The 22,764-nt window shown below is 34.0% G+C and carries 12 protein-coding genes; 9 read left to right on the top strand and 3 right to left on the bottom strand.

Annotated features, from left to right (window positions below; translation table 11 throughout):
* Positions 1-117: 117 nt before the first annotated feature.
* From DFR66_RS05975 to DFR66_RS05955, 5 genes are all read left to right on the top strand, one after another.
* On the top strand, positions 118-4,128 hold the full coding sequence (locus tag DFR66_RS05975; protein WP_114753937.1) for a PAS domain S-box protein: 4,011 nt from the start codon (positions 118-120) through the stop codon (positions 4,126-4,128).
* A gap of 65 nt (positions 4,129-4,193) precedes the next feature.
* The gene (gene ypfJ / locus DFR66_RS05970) at positions 4,194-5,054 is read left to right on the top strand and encodes a KPN_02809 family neutral zinc metallopeptidase (protein WP_114753936.1); all 861 of its coding nucleotides are present in this window, start codon (positions 4,194-4,196) and stop codon (positions 5,052-5,054) included.
* 224 nt (positions 5,055-5,278) lie between these two features.
* The gene (locus tag DFR66_RS05965) at positions 5,279-5,653 is read left to right on the top strand and encodes a hypothetical protein (RefSeq protein WP_114753935.1); all 375 of its coding nucleotides are present in this window, start codon (positions 5,279-5,281) and stop codon (positions 5,651-5,653) included.
* A gap of 205 nt (positions 5,654-5,858) precedes the next feature.
* Positions 5,859-7,148 carry a DEAD/DEAH box helicase gene (locus tag DFR66_RS05960; RefSeq protein WP_114753934.1) on the top strand — a complete coding sequence of 430 codons (1,290 nt, stop codon included), beginning with the start codon at positions 5,859-5,861 and terminating at the stop codon, positions 7,146-7,148.
* Positions 7,149-7,573: 425 nt separating this feature from the next.
* The gene (locus DFR66_RS05955) at positions 7,574-7,921 is read left to right on the top strand and encodes a hypothetical protein (RefSeq protein WP_114753933.1); all 348 of its coding nucleotides are present in this window, start codon (positions 7,574-7,576) and stop codon (positions 7,919-7,921) included.
* A gap of 769 nt (positions 7,922-8,690) precedes the next feature.
* Here the strand turns inward: DFR66_RS05955 and DFR66_RS05950 are convergent.
* Together DFR66_RS05950 and DFR66_RS05945 are read right to left on the bottom strand one after the other, a co-directional pair.
* Positions 8,691-9,389, bottom strand: coding sequence for a pseudouridine synthase (locus tag DFR66_RS05950; RefSeq protein WP_114753932.1), 699 nt, complete (start codon positions 9,387-9,389; stop codon positions 8,691-8,693).
* Positions 9,390-9,683: 294 nt separating this feature from the next.
* Positions 9,684-11,219 (bottom strand): YifB family Mg chelatase-like AAA ATPase, encoded by a 1,536-nt coding sequence (locus DFR66_RS05945; RefSeq protein ID WP_114754072.1) that lies wholly within the window; start codon positions 11,217-11,219, stop codon positions 9,684-9,686.
* Between the two features lie 234 nt (positions 11,220-11,453).
* Between DFR66_RS05945 and DFR66_RS05940 the strand changes: the two genes are divergently transcribed.
* The 4 genes from DFR66_RS05940 (at position 11,454) to DFR66_RS05925 (ending at position 17,836) form a co-directional block, all read left to right on the top strand.
* A complete protein-coding gene (locus tag DFR66_RS05940) occupies positions 11,454-14,438 on the top strand; it encodes an amidohydrolase family protein (RefSeq protein ID WP_114753931.1) in 2,985 nt (994 codons plus the stop codon).
* Positions 14,439-14,505: 67 nt separating this feature from the next.
* Positions 14,506-15,813 carry an amidohydrolase family protein gene (locus tag DFR66_RS05935; RefSeq protein WP_114754071.1) on the top strand — a complete coding sequence of 436 codons (1,308 nt, stop codon included), beginning with the start codon at positions 14,506-14,508 and terminating at the stop codon, positions 15,811-15,813.
* A gap of 4 nt (positions 15,814-15,817) precedes the next feature.
* The gene (locus DFR66_RS05930) at positions 15,818-16,195 is read left to right on the top strand and encodes a PH domain-containing protein (RefSeq protein ID WP_114753930.1); all 378 of its coding nucleotides are present in this window, start codon (positions 15,818-15,820) and stop codon (positions 16,193-16,195) included.
* Between the two features lie 324 nt (positions 16,196-16,519).
* A complete protein-coding gene (locus tag DFR66_RS05925; RefSeq protein ID WP_114753929.1) occupies positions 16,520-17,836 on the top strand; it encodes an ammonium transporter in 1,317 nt (438 codons plus the stop codon).
* 412 nt (positions 17,837-18,248) lie between these two features.
* Here the strand turns inward: DFR66_RS05925 and DFR66_RS05920 are convergent, their stop codons facing one another.
* A complete protein-coding gene (locus tag DFR66_RS05920; RefSeq protein ID WP_114753928.1) occupies positions 18,249-22,763 on the bottom strand; it encodes an MBG domain-containing protein in 4,515 nt (1,504 codons plus the stop codon).
* Position 22,764: the final 1 nt, after the last annotated feature.

Here is a 22,764-nt window from a genome sequence, read left to right as displayed (position 1 = left end):
AAAGCCAAAATTTAAATTTTAATGAATTTTGGCTTTTATTTAAATTAAATCCTTACATTGAGACCATTACAAAATAGCCCCAAAATCTATTTTTTCAAATCTAATTAAAATACATCTATGGTTTCATACTGTAGCATTATGACTATTTTCAACTCAAAACTCGTTTTATTTTGGGCTAATATCTTTTTTACTATAAATGCTCTTTTATGGTTGTTAATTTTTGTTTTGATTGTCTTTCTGGCATATAAAATTTATACCATAAAATATACTTTACGAAGCAAGCTTTTAAAAGAAGGAGTTGAAACTACTACTAAAAGTAAAGAATACCAACTCTATTTACTTTTTTTAGGAATCACTCTTCCTACGATAGAAGTCATTTTTGAGATTTTTAAAGTTAGGCCTGTAAGTTTATTAATTCCCAATTGTACAATTGGCTTTTCTTTAATTTTATTACATTTTATAAGCACCAGGGTTTCTGTTGTATTTAAAAAAATTAAACAATTTTTTATTACGCTATTCATCATCTATTTTTGTTTTATAGTTCGAAATCTAATTTATTCTCCAACTGATTTTATACCCATAACTGCTTTCTTAATTTCATTTTTCTTTGCTTATAATGTTTTAAAACCCATAAAGGTATATTGGTGTTTTGTTATATCCGTTTTTATATTTTTAGGTATTGCACACTTTTTAGAAATAATACCGCTAAAAACTAACATTGCACTATTTATATATTCTTTTATAATTCTGATTATAAATTACATTCATCACATATCATTCCTAAATATTAGTGTTGAATCTCGTTTCAATAATCTAATCATTAATAAAGGTAATTCACTAATATTAGCTACTAACAGAAAAGGAGAAATTGTTTTTTGCAGCGAAAATATAACTTCTATTTTAGGATATACCGTTGATGAGGTTATGGGATTAGGCTTTTGGAAAGTAACGGAAGATCCGGAGTTTATTGGAGAGGAATTTCATAATAACGATATTAAGGAAAGAACATTTACAAGAAAATTAAAATGCAATAATGGAGAGTACAAGTACATACAATGGAATGATAAACGATTTTCAGACGATTTAATAATCGGTATTGGCCAGGATGTAACTAATGAAATACATTTACAGAATCAATATAAAAATTTAATTCAAAATGCAATTGATCTTATTTTTGAAGTAGATGCAAACGGGAATTTTACATTTGTCAATGAATTTACAACAAAAACTTTAAGGTATAAAGTAAGTGATATGCTCACTAAACATTATCTAAAATTCATACGAGAGGATTATCGCAACACGATAATGGATTTTTATGAAAACTTGTTAAAAAATGAGCAAAACTTCCCTGCCATTGAATATCCATTATTAAATAAAAATGGTGATGAAGTATGGGTTTCCCAAAAGGTTATCATCAATAGAAATGAGACAGGAAAAATAATTGGATACTCTGGAATTGCAAGAGATATTACAAAATTAAAGAATATAGAATTTGAAAAAAAAATAAAACAGAAAAAAGTAGAAGAATACAATAAAACGATTAAAAAACTATCTACTACCAACTTTAGTAATTATAAAAACCTGGATCGTTGTGTAATGCAAATCATAGAATCAGCTGCAAAAGTCACTAAATGCAGCCGGGTTAGTTACTGGAAATATACAGCAGATACAATAACTTGTGAAAATTTATTTGAATTAGAAACCAAAAGTTTTAGCTGTGGATTTGTTTTAGAAAAAGAAAAATATCCCATTTACTTTGAATCCATAAAGAGTAAAAGACAAATTAGTGCACCTGATGTTTTTAATAAGTGGGAATTGTCTGAATTTGTAAAGGATTATTTTTTAAAACACAACATCAAATCACAACTAGACATTCCTATTTTTATCAATGGAGAGTTAACAGGAACTATTAGCTTTGAAACAGCCATAAACCAAAGAAATTGGGATAACGACGATATCGTTTTTGCACGAACAATTTCAGATATTTTATCGTTGACTATAATTTCCCACAGTCGCTATGAAACTGAAAAAAAATTGGAGTACAAGAGCGAACTTTTATCCGCTATGGCACTTTGTACAGAGAAATTCTTAAACAGTAATGATATAAACGATATTTTCTCAGATGTACTTATTATAATGGGACAAGCCACAAAATCCCATAGAGCCTATTATTATGAAAATGATGCAAGCACCAGATTAGTAAGTCAAAAATACCGATGGATAATCCACAATGAAAAATTATCCGAAAATAATGTAAACCTTCAAAATTTACCTTACGAGTATTTTGAAGAACTAATTACACCACTATTAAACAACAAAATTTACAAAGCCGTTATCCCAAATATTGAGAATATTTCATTACGAAATAAATTAATCAATGTAGATGTAGTGTCTTTGATTCTTTTTCCAATTTTCGTTAAAAACAAATTTCATGGCTTTTTAGGATTTGATGACACGCAAAATGAAAGATGTTGGTCAGAAGATGAGCTCAATATTTTACAAACATTAGCAAGTAATATTGCATCATCAATAGAACGAATTACAAATGAGACTGCTATTAACGAAAGCGAAGAAAAGTTTAGATTACTAGCAAATAATATTCCTGGAACCGTTTATTTGTCTAATTATGATGAAAATAATACGAAAATTTACATCAATGATGAAATTGAGAAACTGACTGGTTATCCTAAAATAGATTTTCTGAATAACCATTTATCATTTATTGATTTGATTCATCCTGATGATAAATTAAGTACAATTAATGCACAAAAAAATGCAATAGAAAATAAAATTCCAATACACTTAACGTACCGCATCATTCACAAAGACAATCGAATAGTGTGGGTAGAAGAATTTGGAGATACCATTTACAAAGATGGTAAAATTGCTTTTCTAGAAGGTATTTTTATCGATATTACTGAGAGAAAACAAGCTGAAAATGTAGTTCAGGAAAAGGAATTAGCCGAAGCTGCTAACAAAGCAAAATCAGAATTCCTGGCTAATATGAGCCATGAGATACGAACTCCTTTAAACGGGATTATCGGTTTTACAGATTTATTGATGAAGACCAATCTAGGTGTCACACAGGCAAAATATATGACAACCATCAGCCAATCTGCACACTCTTTGCTTGACATTATCAATGATATTCTTGATTTTTCAAAAATTGAAGCTGGAAAACTCGACTTGTACATTGAAAAACAAGATATTAATGAAATGCTGAGTCAAGTAATTGATTTAATTTTATACGAATCCAATCAAAAGAATTTGAAGTTAGAACTCAATATTGCACCAGATATGCAAAAATATTTTTGGCTGGACAGTGTTCGATTAAAACAAATTTTGATTAATCTTTTGGCAAATGCAGTTAAATTCACTGAAAAAGGTTCGATAAAATTAGAAGTTTCTGTAATAGAAAAAATAGATGATTCACATGATAAAATTCGTTTTGCAGTTATAGATAGCGGAATTGGAATATTAGAAGAGAATAAAAATAAAATATTTAGAGCTTTCTCGCAAGAAGACAGTTCAACGACCCGCAAATTTGGTGGTACTGGATTAGGTTTAACGATTTCAAACCAATTATTAGGTTTAATGGACAGTCATTTGCAATTAGAAAGCACAATAGACATAGGTAGTACTTTCTATTTTGATTTAGAATTAAAAACCAGCAATGAAGCTCCAGCTAAGACCAGCCTTTTTGATACTGATTTTGATTCTATAAAAAACATCGTTATTAAAACAAAAAACAAGGATAAAAAAGTTACTGTTTTGATTGTGGAGGACAACAAGGTAAATATGTTACTACTGAAAACAATCATAAAAAACCTAGGCGTACTTACTACTATATTTGAGGCGGTAAATGGTCAAGAAGCAGTGGAAAAATTTGAAACCATTCATCCTGATATTATTTTCATGGATATCCAAATGCCAATTATGAATGGATATGAAGCCACAAAATTAATTCGGGATTTACAATTTGGACAAAACCTACCTATTATTGCTATAACTGCGGGTACTGAAAAAGAAGAAAAAGAAAAATGCCTTATAGCAGGTATGAATGATTACATACCAAAGCCAATAATCAAAGGAATTATTGAAGAAACATTTTTAAAATGGGTAAATTAACCTATTTAAAAATGTTTATTCATAGTTTTAAATAATAAAGTAATTAACAACTAAAATAGTAGAATATGAAATGGAGTGGCAGACGTTCAAGTGAAAATTTTGAAGACCGAAGAGGAATGTCCTCTGGAGGAAAAACAATTGTTGGTGGTGGAATTATTGGGATTGTTATCCTGTTACTAAACACTTTTGGTGGAGAAAACGTTCAAATGCTAACGCCTATATTGGAACAAATGAATCAAGGTAACAGCGCTCCCACTGAACAAAGAGCCTTAACCGCTGACGAGGTAGCAGAAGGAAAGTTTATTGAAGCCATATTAGTAGACACAGAAGATGTTTGGGGAAAAATATTCCAGGAAAACAACATGCAGTATGAAAGGCCAAAATTAATATTGTTCTCCAAAGCTGTAGAAACAGAATGTGGTAGTGCTACCTCTGCTTCAGGGCCATTTTATTGCCCGGCTGACCAAAAAGTATATATGGATTTAACATTTTTTGAAGAACTGAAAACTAAATTTGGTGCGCAAGGAGGCGATTTTGCAACAGCATACGTAATCGCTCACGAAATTGGTCATCACGTACAAACGATTCTAGGAACTTCAGCTAAAATGCGACAAATGCAACAAGGTAAAAGCCAAGCCGAAGCCAATAAATTGTCAGTTGCACTAGAATTACAAGCTGATTTTTATGCAGGTGTTTGGACGCATTACAATCAAAAAATGAATAATTTCTTAGAGGAAGGTGATATTGAAGAAGCTTTAAGTGCAGCTCACGCAGTTGGTGATGATGCAATACAATCAAAAATTCAAGGACATATTGTTCCAGAATCATTTACACATGGAACTTCAGCACAGCGAAAAGCTTGGTTTATGAAAGGCTATAAATCAGGAGATATCAATCAAGGCGATACTTTTGCAGAAATAAGATAAATTACAAGTCAATAAGAATTTAAAAATCGGGATATTCTCCCGATTTTTTTTTTATGAAAATTATTCATTTAAATTAATATAGTTTTTAAATGCTAAAGTAAGACCTAAAAATTTCCATTCATCGACACAGTTTTTACATTTAACTTAATTAAAATTCCATCTATCTAAAATGATTTTGTGTCCACTTTTTTTTAAATAAATTTATATAAAATAAACAAATAAAAATGGGAAATAAAAATAAAATAGGAATATGGATGGACCATTCTATCGCTTATTTAATGGAATTTGAAACCAAGCCATTTGAAATCCAAATAATAGAATGTGATTTTACTTTGGACGAAAAAAATAGAAATCCACATAAAAAAGAAACAATAATCAGTGATGTCAAGAGAAAGTATAAATACTATAATCAGATTGGAAACGCAATAATGCACTATGATAAAATAATTTTATTTGGTCCTTCTGAAGCCAAAATTGATTTTTTTGATACTTTAAGTGAAGACGAACGTTTTTATAAATTGAAGATTGAAATTAAAGAAACTGATAAAATGAATGTAAATCAACAACGCGAGTTTATCAATAAATATTTCGTTCAGTAAATGCTACTTTATAAAAATCTAACACGTAATTAGGTCATTTAAATTTATATAAACACAGACTAGATTTCTTGCATGTTAAACCTAAAAATAAAGTTATGTTTAAACAAATTGAGGCAATCAAAAGTACATCGGAAAATTAACTGTACCTTTGCGCCCAATTAAAAAAGTAACCTAAATAATAGTGTTTACTTTATAAATACCATTTATGTCATTTAACTCATTAGGTTTATCTGATGCTTTACTAAAAGCCATCAGCAAAAAAGGATATACAACTCCTTCTCCAATACAACAAAAAGCTATTCCCCCAATATTAGAAGGTAAAGATGTTTTAGCATCTGCGCAAACAGGAACAGGAAAAACAGCCGGTTTTACATTACCTATTTTACAACTTTTATCTCAGGGGCAACAATTGCGTCAAAGACCCATTCGTGCCTTAATATTAACGCCTACTAGAGAATTAGCCGCACAAATATTAGCCAATATCAAAGAATACAGTGTGTTTTTAGACCTAAAAAGCACCGTTATTTTTGGTGGTGTAAATCAGAATCCACAAGTAACACAACTGCGTCAGGGTGTCGATATTTTAGTTGCCACTCCAGGTCGATTAATCGATTTGCAAAACCAAGGTCTAATATCACTTGCCAAAGTTGAAATCTTAGTTTTAGATGAAGCTGACCGAATGTTAGACATGGGTTTCGTACGAGACATTGAGCGCATTATAAAAGTATTGCCAACAAAAAGACAAAACTTGATGTTTTCGGCAACTTTCTCAACGGACATCAAGAAATTGGCGATGGGCATTTTGCACCATCCCGTTCATGTAGAAGCAACCCCGGAAAACACAACTGTGGATGCTATTACTCAAATAATATATCCTGTTGCCAAAGAGAAAAAAACGGAACTGATCATTAAATTGATTACAGAAGGAAACTGGAAACAGATTTTGGTTTTCACCCGTACCAAACAAGGCGCCAATAAACTGACGGAAAGCATGATTAGTGCCGGAATCAAAGCAGCAGCCATTCACGGAAATAAAGGTCAGGGCGCACGAACCAAAGCCTTGGCGGGTTTCAAAGACGGAAGCCTGACCGCTTTAGTCGCTACCGATATTGCGGCCAGAGGTCTGGATATTCCATTGTTACCGCACGTGATCAATTTTGAATTGCCTAACATTCCTGAAGATTACGTTCACCGAATTGGTCGTACAGGAAGAGCTGGTGCCAATGGTGAAGCTATTTCGTTATTCAGCCCGGATGAAACGGTATTTTTGCGTGATATCGAAAAATTAGTGGGTTTGAAATTGCCTAAAGAAAACATCAAAGGTTTCGAACCCGATCCTAACGCTTCCAAAGAACCAATCAAACAAGGGCAAGGAAGACAGCAACGCGATTCAACTCCGCGTAAACCAAAAACTGACACTACAAATCGAAGCAGCAATAACAGTTTTGGTCCAAGACGTCCAAGTCAAAATAATGACAGACGTTCTAATAGATAATTAATTTTTATTATTTTTTAGGAGCAGAATATTTTTGTTTTTTAAGAACTTATTTCCTACTCCCGAGGCTTCGGGACATTACAAACCTTCTTAGGGCTGAACACCAGCCCTAAGAAGGTTTTTCATTTCAAACGTAGTTCACTGAACTCCTCTTAAATAGAAGCTAAGTGAAGTAATCGTGGCTATTTAGAGCGTTTTTACTTTAATAATATCATTTAGCAAATTGATTTTATAAATTTACAATTGCCAAATGATTTGTAAGAAAAAATTAATATATTTGAGGTAACTAGTATGACCGTTGTTATACCTATCTACCCTAAATTGGAGGGCTTTGTATGGTTTTATCATACATATAAACTAGTTAATGACACCCTCCGAAAAGATAATGCTTCTCTAGAATCAAACCTTTAAAAAAAAAAAAACAAATGTGTAATAACTGTTTTGATAAAGGATATAAAAATTTTGAAACTCAAACAGAGTTTGAAAACTTTGACGTATTACTGACACAGAAATTAGGCAAAGGACAATTGAAATATATTAAAGATGACGGAGTATATCTAAAATTTGGTTATAGTATTTACCAGTGTTTTGAATGCAGAACTAATTGGTGGTTATCGGTACCTGATGTTGCTTGGCGTGGTTTCTTTCTTGAACAAAAAAATGCCATAAAATTACTTGACGAATTGGGTCTCGAAAAACGTAGCCGTAAAATTGGATGTCTTTTATTATTTCTAATTATTGTTTGTGTGACAATATATTTAATCATTAAATAATAGACGTAATGGGCAGTCTCTAAAATCCACTTCAACGGATTTGGGCAATTGGTTAATGGAAGGTTGATTTTGTATTTGGGATGATTTGGCAAATCCCCGCTCGTGAACACTAACAAAAGTAAATCACTATAAATCTGCAATAGGCACGAGCGAGACGCTCGCGCAAGCAATCACATTATCGATTTTGTATAAGTTAAATATCTGCAATCAAAATCGTTAATCAAAAATCTGAAATCTGTTACTATCCCCAGCTAAAGCAAGTGCAATGTCATTAAGTTAAGGAATAACCCCCATGATTTTGTCATTCTGACGAAGTAGGAATCTCAACAAACGTGAGCAACAAACTGAGATTCCTCCTTCGTCGGAATGACAAATAAACTCTTAACTTAATTACATTCAGCGCGAGCAACCACATTATCGATTTTGCAGAGATTAAATATCTGGCACCCGCTACGCAAAGTCTCTGACTTTGAGTTTTTAATTTAAATATTCTTAAAAATCGAAAACGATATAAAAGTCTCCTGACTTTTTCCCTAAATGTCTCAAGAATTAATCAAAAATCTGAAATCGGCTTCTCTTTATACTGAAACTGTTATTTCAAAATACAACAATGATTTAAAGCATTACTTAACAAATTAGACCAATACTTTTTATAAATTAGTACGATTTGTCAGTTCGAGCGCAGTCGAGAATCCGATATACATCTCGACTGCGCTCGATGTGACAAAAAAAATTGGACTAAAATATAGTAAAGAATGGTATCAGTATACTATTCATACGTATTCAAATCTAGATTAAGAATAGTACCTACTCTGCTAAACTCTTCATTGATCTTTGCATTCAAGATAAGTGGTTCATTAGTTATAGGATGATTAAAAATTAACTGATGTGCATGAAGCATCATTCCTTTCAGTTCAAAATGCTCCAGCCATAATTTATTTTGTTTGTTACAACCATGTGGCCGACTTCCTAAAATGGGATGAAAAATATGTTTGAAATGTTTTCGTAATTGATGCATGCGTCCCGTTTCAGGAATCGCTTCTACCAAACAATATCGTGAAGAAGGTTTATTGTTAAATTCTAACTCAATTTCGGTAGTTTGCAATCGATGAAAGTAGGTTATTGCATTTTGTATAATGCCATCATCATTGGTTAAATCGTAATCAATCGTTAGCTCTTCGGGTGACCAACCACGTAAAATTGCTAAATATTTTTTTTCGACTTCGCGTGTGGCAAAACGATCATTCATAATTTTTAAAACTTCCTTATCCAACGCAAATAACAAAACACCAGATGTTTTGCGATCTAACCGATGAATAGGATAAACATGTTGCCCTCCTATTTGATTTCTTAATTCTTGAATCGCATAAACTTTTGCATCGCGCGCATAAAACGATTTGTGGACTAACAATCCACTTGGTTTATTAATTGCAATAATATATTCGTCTTGGTACAGAATTTCTAACATTTGGCAAAAATAAAGGAGATTCCTCCCGAAATCTCTTTTTTGACGTATTTATTTCTATACTTTTCTTTTTTCTCGCTCTAATACAATCCTATTCTCAATTTAGCAGCTTTTAAACATCTGAAATCTGTTTTAGCCCAAACCTTGTAGTGTGATTTGCAATCCGTGTCCATTCCAATTAAAGCGTAATTGTCCTTCTCATTCCTGCAAGGTCTATTTTTGACCTTGTAGGTATTCTAAATATTTCAAATATACCTACAAGGTTTTGAAAATCTTGCAGGATAATACCGTTAGCCACTAGCCCAGCCAACCATCACGATCCAAACTTCTATATTGAATCGCTTCAGCAATATGGCTTGAAACTACTACAGGAGCTGCATCCAAATCAGCGATTGTTCTGGCTACTTTAAGAATCCTGTCATAGGCACGCGCCGAAAGATTCAATCTTTCCATAGCCGTTTTTAATAATTGCTTGGAAACATCGTCCAAAGCACAATATTCCCGAATATGTTTGGTATTCATTTGTGCGTTGTAATGGATGTTTTCCATTAGCTCAAAGCGTTGGGTTTGAATTTCTCTTGCCGCAGTCACTCTTTTCCGAATGTCAACACTGCTTTCCGCTTTTTGATCTTCAGATAATTTGTCGAAAGGAACCGGAGTCACTTCGATATGAATATCAATTCTATCTAATAAAGGTCCTGAAATCTTACTCAAATACCGTTGCATTTCATGAGGCGAAGACGTTTGTGGCGAATCTGGATCGTTAAAGAAACCACTCGGACTTGGATTCATACTCGCCACTAGCATAAACGAGGACGGATAAGTAACCGTAAACTTAGCTCTGGAAATGGTCACTTCTCGATCTTCTAAAGGTTGTCGCATCACTTCCAAAACGTCTCTCTTAAATTCTGGCAATTCATCCAGAAATAAAACTCCGTTATGTGCCATCGAAATTTCGCCCGGTTGCGGATAACTTCCTCCGCCCACCAAAGCGACGTTCGAAATTGTGTGGTGTGGACTGCGAAACGGACGTTGATTCATTAAACCGACTTCTTTTAATTTTCCGGCAACACTATGAATTTTTGTAGTTTCTAATGCTTCACGCAACGCCATCGGAGGCAAAATACTCGGTAAACGTTTGGCAAGCATCGTCTTCCCTGCTCCCGGCGGTCCAATCAAAATAATATTATGTCCTCCGGCAGCCGCAATTTCCATGCAACGCTTGATGCTTTCTTGTCCCTTGACATCCGAGAAATCGAATTCAGGAAAATCTAATGTTTTATAAAATTCGGCTCGCGTGTCTATTGTTGTTGGTTCCAGAGTTCCTTTTCCTTCAAGGAAATCGATTACTTCTTGCACATTTTCAATTCCATACACATCTAATCCAGCAACAATCGCGGCTTCTTTTACATTTTGCTTTGGAAGAAAAAAACCTTTAAAACCTTCTTCTTTAGCTTTAATGGCAATGGGTAGAGCGCCTCTTATTGGTTGTAGGCTTCCATCAAGGGAAAGTTCCCCCATAATGATGTACTTATCAATGTCTTCGGCATTTATTTGTCCAGAAGCTACCAGAATTCCAATGGTTAAAGTCAAGTCATAGGCAGAACCTTCTTTGCGCAAATCGGCGGGAGCCATATTGATGGTGATTTTTTTTCCAGGCATGGCGTACCCATTATTTTTGAGTGCAGCAGCTATACGGTAACTGCTTTCTTTGATGGCATTGTCTGGCAAGCCAACTAGATGATAACCAATTCCTTTATCAATATTAACTTCCACGGTAATTGTTGTGGCTTCGACTCCAAAAACTGCACTTCCAAAAACTTTAACTAGCATCTGTATATATTTGAATCTAAATTTAGAAAAAACTTTTCTTATTATTATTACAAATCCTACATAAATTCTAATAAAATAGTGAATAATCAAAATTCCATCAAAAAAAACTTCAAATACTACACTTTGTAGCCCAATATGATACATTTTTCGCAAAAACTAAATGTTAAAATTAAAAAAATTGAAGGTATACTATTAACATTTTTCTACTTTTAGAGAATAATTAGAAACTACGCTATGAAAAAAATCTTACTCCTATTCTTTTTTAGTTTTTTACTACCAAAAACCTACGCACAGGAATACTTTCCAAATAATGAAAGTGTTCAAAACAAAAACAGCAATTTTACTGCATTTACAAATGCAAAAATCTATGTAACGCCAACTCAAGTTATTGAAAAAGGTACGCTACTGATTCAAAACGGAAAAGTAATTGGTGTTGGAACTAACATTTCAATTCCTAAAAATTGTACTACAATCAACTTAGAAGGAAGATCCGTTTACCCTTCTTTTATTGATATTTACACTAGTTTTGGAGTCGAAAAACCTAAAGCAACTACAGAAAGAAATCCTTTGTACGATACGAAAAGATCGGGATTTTATTGGAATGAAAGCATTCGTTCCGAGGTAAATGCCTATCAAGCATTTAAATACGACCAAACTAAAGCCGAAGAATTATTGAAAGCTGGTTTTGGTGTTGTAGGAACTCATATCCCAGACGGGATTGCCCGCGGTTCAGGAACTTTAATCGCTTTGAATAATTTTGAAAAAAAGAATCAATTGCTTTCTGATAAAGTGACCAATCATTTTGCTTTTACTAGAAGTGTAACTACTAATCAATCATACCCTGGTTCATTAATGGGAATGATGGCACTGTTGCGCCAAATGTATTATGATTTAGACTGGTACAAAAAAGGAAATTCAACCACTAAAGATTTGTCATTAGAAGCCTTAGCTAATAATGAAAAATTAGTACAAATATTTGCTTCTGAAGACAAATTAAACAGTTTAAGAGCAGCCAAAATTGGAAAGGAATTTGGTTTAAATTATGTTTTAAAAGGAATCGGAAATGAATTTGAACGCATTGAGGAAATCAAAAAAACAAATTCGAAATTTATTATTCCAATTAATTTTCCTGAGGCATACGATGTTTCTGACCCGAACCAAGCGAACCAAATGGAATTGAAAGATTTACGTTTTTGGAACCAAGCACCTACCAACCTTAAAGTTTTATCGGATAATGGAATTGTTTTCGCATTGACGACAGACAAATTAAAGAAGATGGAAGATTTCAGACCTAATCTTTTGAGAGCCATCAAATATGGTTTTGATAAAACTAAAGCATTAGAAGCATTGACAACAATTCCTGCTGCACTTTTAGGAAAAAGCAATGAAATGGGAAGTTTAAAAATAGGAAGTTTAGCCAACTTTGTGATTACTTCTGGAGAAATTTTTGAAGAAAAAACAGTACTGTACGAAAACTGGGTACAAGGAAATAAATATGTTATCAATGACATTGCATCTAAGGATATTCGCGGAAACTATGATTTAACAATTAATTCCGAAAAATACAAATGGAAAATTGATGGAGAAATTAATGCTCCAAAATCAGAAATCACAACTTTGGATTCCAAAAAAATCAAATCAAAACTGACAATAACTAATAATTGGATTTCTACAGTTATTAAACCAAATGATTCTACTAAAACTAGTTTCACCAGATTAATTGGATATATAGAAGACACCCAAAATTTATCAGGAAAAGCAGTTTTATTCAATGGAAATGAAGTAAAATGGTCAGCGGTAAAAACGGCTCCATTTGTAAAAGTGATAGATTCCTCTAAAATTGAAAAAAACAATATGATTATCCCAACAACATTCCCAAATGTTGCTTATGGAAATTTGAAGAAACCATCAACTGAGACAATACTTTTTAAAAATGCTACAGTTTGGACTAATGAAAAAGATGGTATTTTAGTAGAAACAGATGTATTGGTCAAAAATGGGAAAATAGCCTCTGTTGGGAAAAATATTGCTGATGCATCCGCAACCATCGTTGATGCCAAAGGAAAACATTTAACCAGCGGAATTATTGATGAGCATTCACATATCGCGATTTCTAATGGTGTAAATGAAGGAGGACACAACTCTAGTGCAGAAGTTACTATTGAAGATGTAGTGAATTCTGAAGATATTAATATCTACCGCGAATTAGCCGGTGGAGTTACAACATCACAATTATTGCATGGTTCAGCCAATCCTATTGGTGGACGTTCTGCAATTGTAAAATGGAAATGGGGAGCACCGGCAGATGAAATGCTATACAAAAACCAACCTGGATTCATCAAATTTGCTTTAGGTGAAAATGTAAAACAATCTAACTGGGGTAACGTAAACCCTACTCGTTTTCCACAAACTAGAATGGGTGTTGAACAAGTTTTTATAGATTATTTCCAACGTGCCAAAGAATATGATTTAGCTTGGAAAGGATACAATTCTAGTAATAAAAAAGGGAAAGCTCCAAGAGTTGACTTAGAATTACAAACATTAGCCGAGATATTAAACAAAGAACGTTTCATTTCTTGTCACTCCTATGTACAATCTGAAATTTTGATGTTGATGAATGTAGCAGAAAAATTTAATTTTAAAGTCAATACTTACACTCACATCCTTGAGGGTTATAAAGTTGCCGATAAAATGAAAGAACACGGTGTTGGAGCCTCTACTTTCTCAGATTGGTGGGCTTACAAATTTGAAGTGAATGACGCCATTCCTTACAACGGACCTATAATGCACAATGCCGGAATCGTAGTAGCTTACAACTCAGATGATGCTGAAATGTCTAGAAGATTGAATCAAGAAGCAGCAAAAGCAGTGAAATACGGAAATATTTCTGAAGAAGATGCATGGAAATTTGTAACATTGAATCCTGCTAAATTATTGCATATAGATGATAAAGTAGGAAGTATTAAAGTAGGTAAAGACGCGGACATTGTGTTATGGAATGACAATCCATTATCTATTTATGCCAAAGCTGAAAAAACCTTAATTGAAGGTGTTGTGTATTACGATGCTAAAAAAGATGAAGCACAAAGAGCAGCTATTGCAAAAGAAAGAAGTGAACTAATAGGTCAATTACTGCAAGAAAAAAATAAAGGAATGACCACGCAAGAACCTAAAAAAACGGAGAAGAAAGAATATCATTGCGATAGTTTAGAAGAATAATCCAATGCATCAAAATTTCAAAAAACCGTGCTTTTATCACAAAGCAATTCTAAAAAAACCTATAATTATGAATAGTAAAAAAATATATCTTTTAATATTGACCTTTAGTATTTCAATACTATCACAGGCACAACAAACACCAGCCGCTAAGCAATCAAAATCTGTTTTGATTCTTAATGCCACAGCACACTTAGGTAATGGCGAAGTGATTGAGAACAGCGCCATCGGATTTGTGGATGGGAAAATCAATTTGGTTGCAGATGCTAGAGTGATTAGATTAGCCGCAGGTGCATACGATGTTACAATTGATGCCAGTGGAAAACACGTATATCCCGGCTTTATAGCCCCCAATTCTACGTTAGGTTTAGTTGAGATTGATGCCATAAAATCTTCTGATGATGAAGATGAAATTGGTGCGATGAAACCTCACGTAAGAAGTATTGTTGCTTACACCGCCGATTCAAAAGTAATCGAAACCGTAAGACCTAATGGTATTTTGATGGCACAAATAACACCAAGAGGCGGTGTGATTTCTGGGTCCTCATCAGTTGTTCAACTTGACGCATGGCATTGGAAAGATGCACTAATAAAAGAAAATGACGGAATTCATATCAACTTTCCATCTACCTTTAAAAGAAGTGGATGGTGGGCAGAACCCGGAAATATAGAAGCTAATAAGGACTATGCTAAACAAGTTTTAGAATTATCTGGATTTTTATCTAATGCCAAAGCGTATTTAGGCGAAAGTTCAAAAGAGAGAAATATAGTTTTAGAATCTACAAAAGGTTTATATGACGGAAGCCAAACGCTGTTTGTTCATGCCAATGAAGAAAAACAAATTATAGATGCGGTGCAATTCGCCAAAGAAAATGGTATTAAAAAAATGGTGATTGTAGGCGGATATGAAGCTTACAAAACTGCTGAATTATTGCAGAAAAATAATATTGGTGTACTGCTTAAACGCGTTCATGAAATGCCTGAAAATGATGATCATGACATTGATTTGCCATATAAAGCAGCCCGATTATTAACGGAGAAAGGTGTTTTAGTTGGTTTAGAGAATAGCGGTGCCCATGAAAGAATGAATACAAGAAATTTACCATTTTTAGCAGGAACATGTGCTGCTTATGGACTGGATAAAGAAAAAGCTTTACAATTAATTACATCAAATACTGCTAAAATACTTGGAATTGATGCACAATGTGGTACCTTAGAGCAAGGAAAAGACGCTACACTATTTGTTTCTGAAGGTGATGCATTAGATATGAGAACTAATAAATTAACTAATGCTTTTATCCAAGGAAGGATGATTAGTTTGGATACACATCAAACTAAGCTTAACGACCGATATAAAACAAAATACAATCAAAAATAAAACAATGGGAATATTTAATGCCATTTTAGGCAATGCATCTGAAGTAAACATTGAAAATGTTTCTAATGAATTTGAGCCTATCTTAATTGATGGAGAAAAAATTGAAAAAGCGTATAAGCTAATTCGTGATATGTTTATTTTTACTAACAAAAGGCTTATTTTGGTCGAAAAACAATTGGTTGGAAGCAAAGTTGATTATATGTCTATTCCCTATTCTAGTATTAAAAAATTTTCTAAAGAAAGCGCTGGTATATTAGACTTAGATGCAGAATTAAAAATCTGGTTAAACAACGATAACAATCCAATTGTGAAACAATTTGGCAAAGGTGGAAATAATATCAATGAGGTTTATAAAATTTTAAGCATGCATACATTAAAATAAAATATCATTCATCATTTGAAGGCACTAATTGAAATCCATACAATTAGTGCCTTTTTTTATTTACTACCATATTTATTGCAAAAAGCTTCAGACAATTAGAATATACTTTAAATGTTTTTGAACATTATGGAGATTAAGACATTTAAACAAAATATCCCTTTTCCTAGTTTTAATAAATTGTAAATTTTAAGTTGTTATAATATAGTACCCTCAATAAAAAGGGGGTCGTATTGTTATAATCATAAAAATCACATATTATACTATTTTTATAAAGGGGTTGTTTAGTATTTTTATATTTTTATCGAAATTTAAAACTAAAAAACAATGAGAAAAATTATTTTAAGTGTGATATTAATCACAATCTTGGCATTAACCCTTTTTTCAAATTATTTCCTAACAGATAGCCCTGCGCCTGCAGAAGCTGTAAAATTTGACACTGGCGATACCGCTTGGATGATTGTTGCTACAGCACTTGTTTTAATCATGACTCCTGGTTTAGGTTTCTTTTATGGTGGAATGGTAGGTAAAAAAAATGTTATCAGTACGATGCTTCAAAGCTTTATGGCAATGATAATTGTAACTGTTTTATGGGTTGTAATTGCTTTTGGATTATCCTTTGGTCCTACAATTGGAGGAGTAATAGGAAATCCTATCCCAAATTTATTCTTTCAAGGAGTAGGAACTAATACAGCTTGGAGTCTAGCACCAACAATACCTTTTATGTTATTTGCTTTATTTCAAGCGAAATTTGCAATAATCACTCCAGCATTAATTACAGGTGCTTTTGCTGAAAGAATTCGTTTTTGGGCATATTTATTATTTATGGTTTTATTCATATTACTTGTTTATACACCACTAGCACACATGACATGGCACCCAGAGGGTATTTTCTTTAAAATGGGAGTATTGGATTTCGCTGGAGGAACAGTAGTTCACATGAGTGCTGGATGGGCTGCATTAGCCGGAGCTATTTTCTTAGGAAAAAGAAAAGCACAAAAACCTAATCCTGCCCGTATCACTTATGTATTATTAGGAACTGGTTTATTATGGTTTGGATGGTTTGGTTTTAATGCTGGATCTGCATTAGGATCTAACGGCTTAGCAGTTCAAGCACTAGGAACTACTACTGTAGCAGCAGCAGCTGCGGGAATGGCTTGGGTATTTCTTGACAAAATTCTTGGACAAAAACTTTCAGCAATGGGAGCATGTATAGGTGTAGTTGTAGGTCTAGTAGCTATTACTCCTGCCGCAGGATTTGTGAGTATTCCTCACGGAATGTTCATAGGAGCTTTTGCCAGTATCGTAAGTAATTTAGTGGTTAGAAGTTTCCACAAGGGAAAAATTGATGATGCTTTAGACGTATTTGCTTGTCACGGTGTTGGCGGAATGGTTGGAATGCTTCTAACTGGAGTTTTTGCTTCAAAATCAATCAACTCCGTTGTTGGTGATAATCAAGGACTAATTTTTGGAGACGCTACATTATTTATCAATCAATTAACTGCTTTAGTTATAGTCTCTATCTTCGCATTTTCAGCATCTTATTTCCTTTTCTTTATTGTAAACAAAATTACTCCACTAAGAGTAAGTGAAGAAAAAGAAGAATTAGGTTTAGATATTTCTCAACATGGTGAGTTTTTGTAAATGTTTTTTTTAAATATTAAGTTAAAAACACTCTGGTAAGTCAGAGTGTTTTTTTTGCTTAAAATCTAAGTAATAAGTGGTGTTTAACTACAAATCAAACTTCATCATCATTTAAAAACAAATGTCCATACTAAAACAGAACTTCTTATTTATTTAAATTTAAATAAACCCAATATTCTACTATAAAATTATACTACAAACTAATCTGAGGTTGCTCATAATTATTCTATTTTTCAATATTCAAATTACTTCATTAAAAAATTAAATTAAAATCATTCGATTGAAAACCCATGCCTATTCAATAAAACTGTAAACAAACCTTTGCAGAAAAATTAATATGTTAAAACAATAAAAACTCCATCCCAATTAAGATTGAAATGGAGTTTATTTAACCTTACAAATAAATTATATTCTACTGCTTTATCAGTCTAACGGTTTTTTGGTTCGTTCCTTGAGTGATTATTGCAATATAAGTTCCAGACGGCAGGTCGTCCCCAAATCTAACAGGCTGACCGTTAATACTTTCTACGTGCTTTATTGTTCTTCCCAGAACATCGTACACCTTAATATCAACTTTTTCAGTGCTGACGCCTTTCAACTCTACATTAAAGTATTGGTTTGACGGATTGGGGTATGCTATAACATTGAAAGTTATCGCATCAGTTGGTAATTCAATTTCTTGCTTTACTGTAACTGGCTCTAAATCTGTACGAGCTGTTGGAATTCCTAAATTAAATCCGCTTTGGACTTTCAGATTTCCACCTGCCAATTTCATTTGTTGCGTTTTAAATGACACCCAATTACTAGAGAAAATAATATTTGCTGGAACTGTTGGATCTACAGTACCTTCAACTAATACAAAAGATATCATATCATTTAAACCAGGCTCTCCATTATCTGTCATCTTAACATATAGATATTTATTACCTCCCTTTGAAACTGGAGAAAGTGGATTAGTTATATCAGTTAAGTTAGTTTTTGAAACATACTCAGCTGTCTGACTCGCTTGATTAGTTGCATTCACTCCTAATGATAACATTGCATTCGCTTTAATTTGATATGAATGTACAATACCATCACTTTCTAACCTGCGGAAAATAATATTCATATTCCCATTCAGATTTTTTCCTGTTTTATTAAACTTCACATTAAATCCAAAGTTCACTTTTTTACCTGATGTTGAAGCCATTGTACCAATTGATTGTGTAGGTACGATGTAACCACCTCCAGTTATAAAATCTCCTACAGGTAAATAAACTGTAACAACTGTATTATCGTCTTGATTATTACGAATATAATAACCATTATCTACAATAACACCTACGTTAAGAAATATATAATCAGCATTACTTGGTAAATTTACTGTATGGTTATATGATACGGTTCCCACTTTCGTATCTGTTGGATTTAGTAAAGTAGTTACAGGAATCCAACCAGATATATCTGCACCAGACTCTCTATTTACAAACTTCACTTTAGCATTTCGAATATCCCCAGGGAAAACATCATAAGCAGGATTTCCAGGCACTGAAATGTCAAAGATATTAGCTTTCAATGCAACTGTTGCTGATCTTGTAGATGAACTAGCTGTTGCTTTCATTATATCACCAGTATAATCAACCCACGCATCTTCTTTATTAATAGTTAAAGTATTTGTTGGAGCTAAGTTACTGATGCCAAAATTACTATCCGCACCATTAATAACTGCTGTTACTGTTCTACTTCCAGGAGACATTTGACCCACTACACTTTCTACTAATTCGTAGGTTGCTGTTGCCACTAAGTCTAAACCACTTACAGCAAAGGTAGCTGTACCCATTGTTTGAGTTCCAACTCTAAAGGTAGCAGAAACCGCAGCCTGTGGACCACCAGTAACCAATGGTGCACCACCAACAATTCTTGCTGTAAACGTAACCTGATCACTGTATTGAACAGTAGTTGGATTAACAGATACTGATGAATTTACTGGAGCTGGAGTTATAGTTAATACTCCATTTGGATTAGTTACAGTATAGTTCGCTAATCTACCATTAGGATCTGCCAACGTTCCAATAATTGGATATGTTGGACCCGGCGCTACTACTGTTGCATTGGCAACACCACCTGTACTGGCGCGAGTAATAGTAATATTATCACCCGCTTGTATACCTGTAATACTTCCTGTATAATCTGCATTAGTTAGTACAGTTCCATATACTTTCGAACGACTTGTGTTAACCACTGTTAAGTCTGCTTTAGTTACTGTCAAGGCGCCATCAGGATTGCTTACTGTATAGTTCGCTAATCTATTATCGGGATCTACTAACGTTCCTACGATTGGATAAGTAGAACCTGCTACTGTTGCATTGGCAACACCACCTGTACTGGCGCGAGTAATAGTAATATTATCACCCGCTTGGATACCTGTAATACTTCCTGTATAATCTGCATTAGTTAGTACAGTTCCATATACTTTCGAACGACTTGTGTTAACCACTGTTAAGTCTGCTTTAGTTACTGTCAAGGCGCCATCAGGATTGCTTATTGTATAGTTCGCTAATCTATTATCGGGATCTACTAACGTTCCTACGATTGGATAAGTAGAACCGGCAACTGTTGCATTTGCAACACCTCCTGTACTTGCTCTAGTAACCGTGATATTATCATTTGCTTGGATACCTGTTATACTTCCTGCATAATCTGCATTCATTAATACAGCTCCATATACTTTTGAACGATCTGTATTAACTACCGTTAATGGTGCTTTCTCTACTGTTAAAACTCCATCTAGATTAGTTACAGTATAGTTAACTAATCTGCTACCTGGATCTACTAAAGTTCCAATAATAGCATAAGGTGAACCTGCTGCCGTTGCATTAGCTGCATCTCCAACACTTGCTCTTGTTACAGTAATAACATCTCCTGCTACTACTCCAGTAATACTTCCACTGTAGTTCGCATTTGTTAATGTTTCACCATAAACTTTAGAACGATCTGTATTGATAATTACTAAATCAACTGCCTTAACCTCTAATTCGCCATCAACATAACTGATGTTGTAATTATCTAAACCTGTACCAACGGCAGCACTTGCAACGATATCATAGTTTCCTACGATCGCTGTTAATCCTGAACCTGTACTGGTTAAACTTACGCTGCTTACTGTATCACTGTTCAATAATCCTACTGATGTGAACGCTGTTCCTAAGAACGTTTTAAGTGTTCCGTAATCTTTAGTGTCATCATTTGCAGTAATGGTTAAAGCTACTTTGCCTACAACCAATTCGCCATCAACATAACTGATGTTGTAATTATCTAAACCTGTACCAACGGCAGCACTTGCAACGATATCATAGTTTCCTACGATCGCTGTTAATCCTGAACCTGTACTGGTTAAACCTACGCTGCTTACTGCATCACTGTTCAATAATCCTACTGATGTGAACGCTGTTCCTAAGAACGTTTTAAGTGTTCCGTAATCTTTAGTGTCATCATTTGCAGTAATGGTTAACAAAGCTCTATCTATCGTAAATAAATAAGCTTCTGAAGAACCTGAATTATAATTAGTACCTGCTGTTGCGCTGGCTACTACCTGATAACTACCTGCATTGGTAGGTGCGGTGGCTGATGAATAAGTAGCTCCGCTTGTATTAGTATATAATAAGGAAGTGGTGCCATCTCCATTGTATGAAATGGTGGAAGGACCTTGAGCGGAACCATTATAGGTAAAAGTTTGAGTTCCTGACACACTTATTGTTGGAGTTGCTTTTTCAATTACAAAATTACCTACTGATAATCCGGTTAAGGTATTATAGTTAGTATTATCTGTAGGAACAAAATTGGCTGTTACGGCATAAGTAGCTGCAGCAGTTTGATTGGCCGCTCCTCCAGTTAGGATGTTGGAAACTACTCCTAGTACTGAACTTGCAGAAATAGTAACTGTTGCTGCCTGGCCAATACCTGTATACGTTTGTGGTGTATTTGATACCGCCAAAGTAGCTGTTGGTGTTGCTTTATTGACGGCTAAATTATTTGACCCCGTGCTACCCGAATAAGCTGCATCAGCAGTAAAACTTGCACTGACACCAGTTGGGTAACTCCCAGCATTAATCCCACTTAAACTGACATTATTTAAAGTAGCTATTCCCGACGCATTTGTAACTCCTGTTCCTACAGAAGTTCCATTAAGGCTAAAAGTTATTGTTTTACTACTTACGCCTATTGCTGGACTGCCGCTAGTTAAAGTTGCAGTCAAGTTTGTTGTTCCGTTATAAGTTCCAGAGGCATTAGAAACTGTCAAAGTTGTAGTAGAGGCGCCAGTATAAGTAAAGCTAGCACCAGCTGTAACAGGATCGGTAATTTGATTACTTGGGTAAACAGTTATGCTTACGGGACCTGCTGGATGTGGTGGAGAAATTACAGTTAAGGAATTACTGCTATTCCTAACAGCTGAGACAGCAGGTAAAGAACCGAACTTTACCATCCAAGTTCCTGCTTGAGTAGCAGGTCCAAAGCCACTACCGTTAATATTAATGCTAGTGCCGCCTGAAGTTGGACCAGAAGTAGGAGTAAATGAGTCAACAATATGACTGTCAGTAAAAACATACACCGCAGTCCCTCCAGTCTGTTTTCCTTCTGCGGTCAAGGTAAACGTGACTCCTAAGTGTCTATCAAGAATAGGGAATTCCACTCTAAAAGTACCATCTGGATTAACAGGAATATCATGATATTCATGAATATGGTCGACAAATGGATCTTCCTCGAAGTGTAAATCTACCAATGTATCTCCTGTCCAACCTGAGCCGGTAACAATTGCTATCTCCCCAGGAGCGTAGTCCAGCTTATCAGTAGTTACCGTAGCCTGCCCAAAAGCCACACTAACACAAAACAAATTGGCAATTAGAAAAAAAGAAATTAAAAATCTTGATTTGAGTAGAAATGTTTTCATA

Source organism: Flavobacterium glaciei (assembly GCF_003350545.1).
In the GTDB taxonomy this organism is placed as follows: Bacteria; Bacteroidota; Bacteroidia; order Flavobacteriales; family Flavobacteriaceae; genus Flavobacterium; species Flavobacterium glaciei.
Note: the sequence above shows the minus strand (reverse complement) of the source record. Positions and strands in the feature narration are given on the sequence as shown.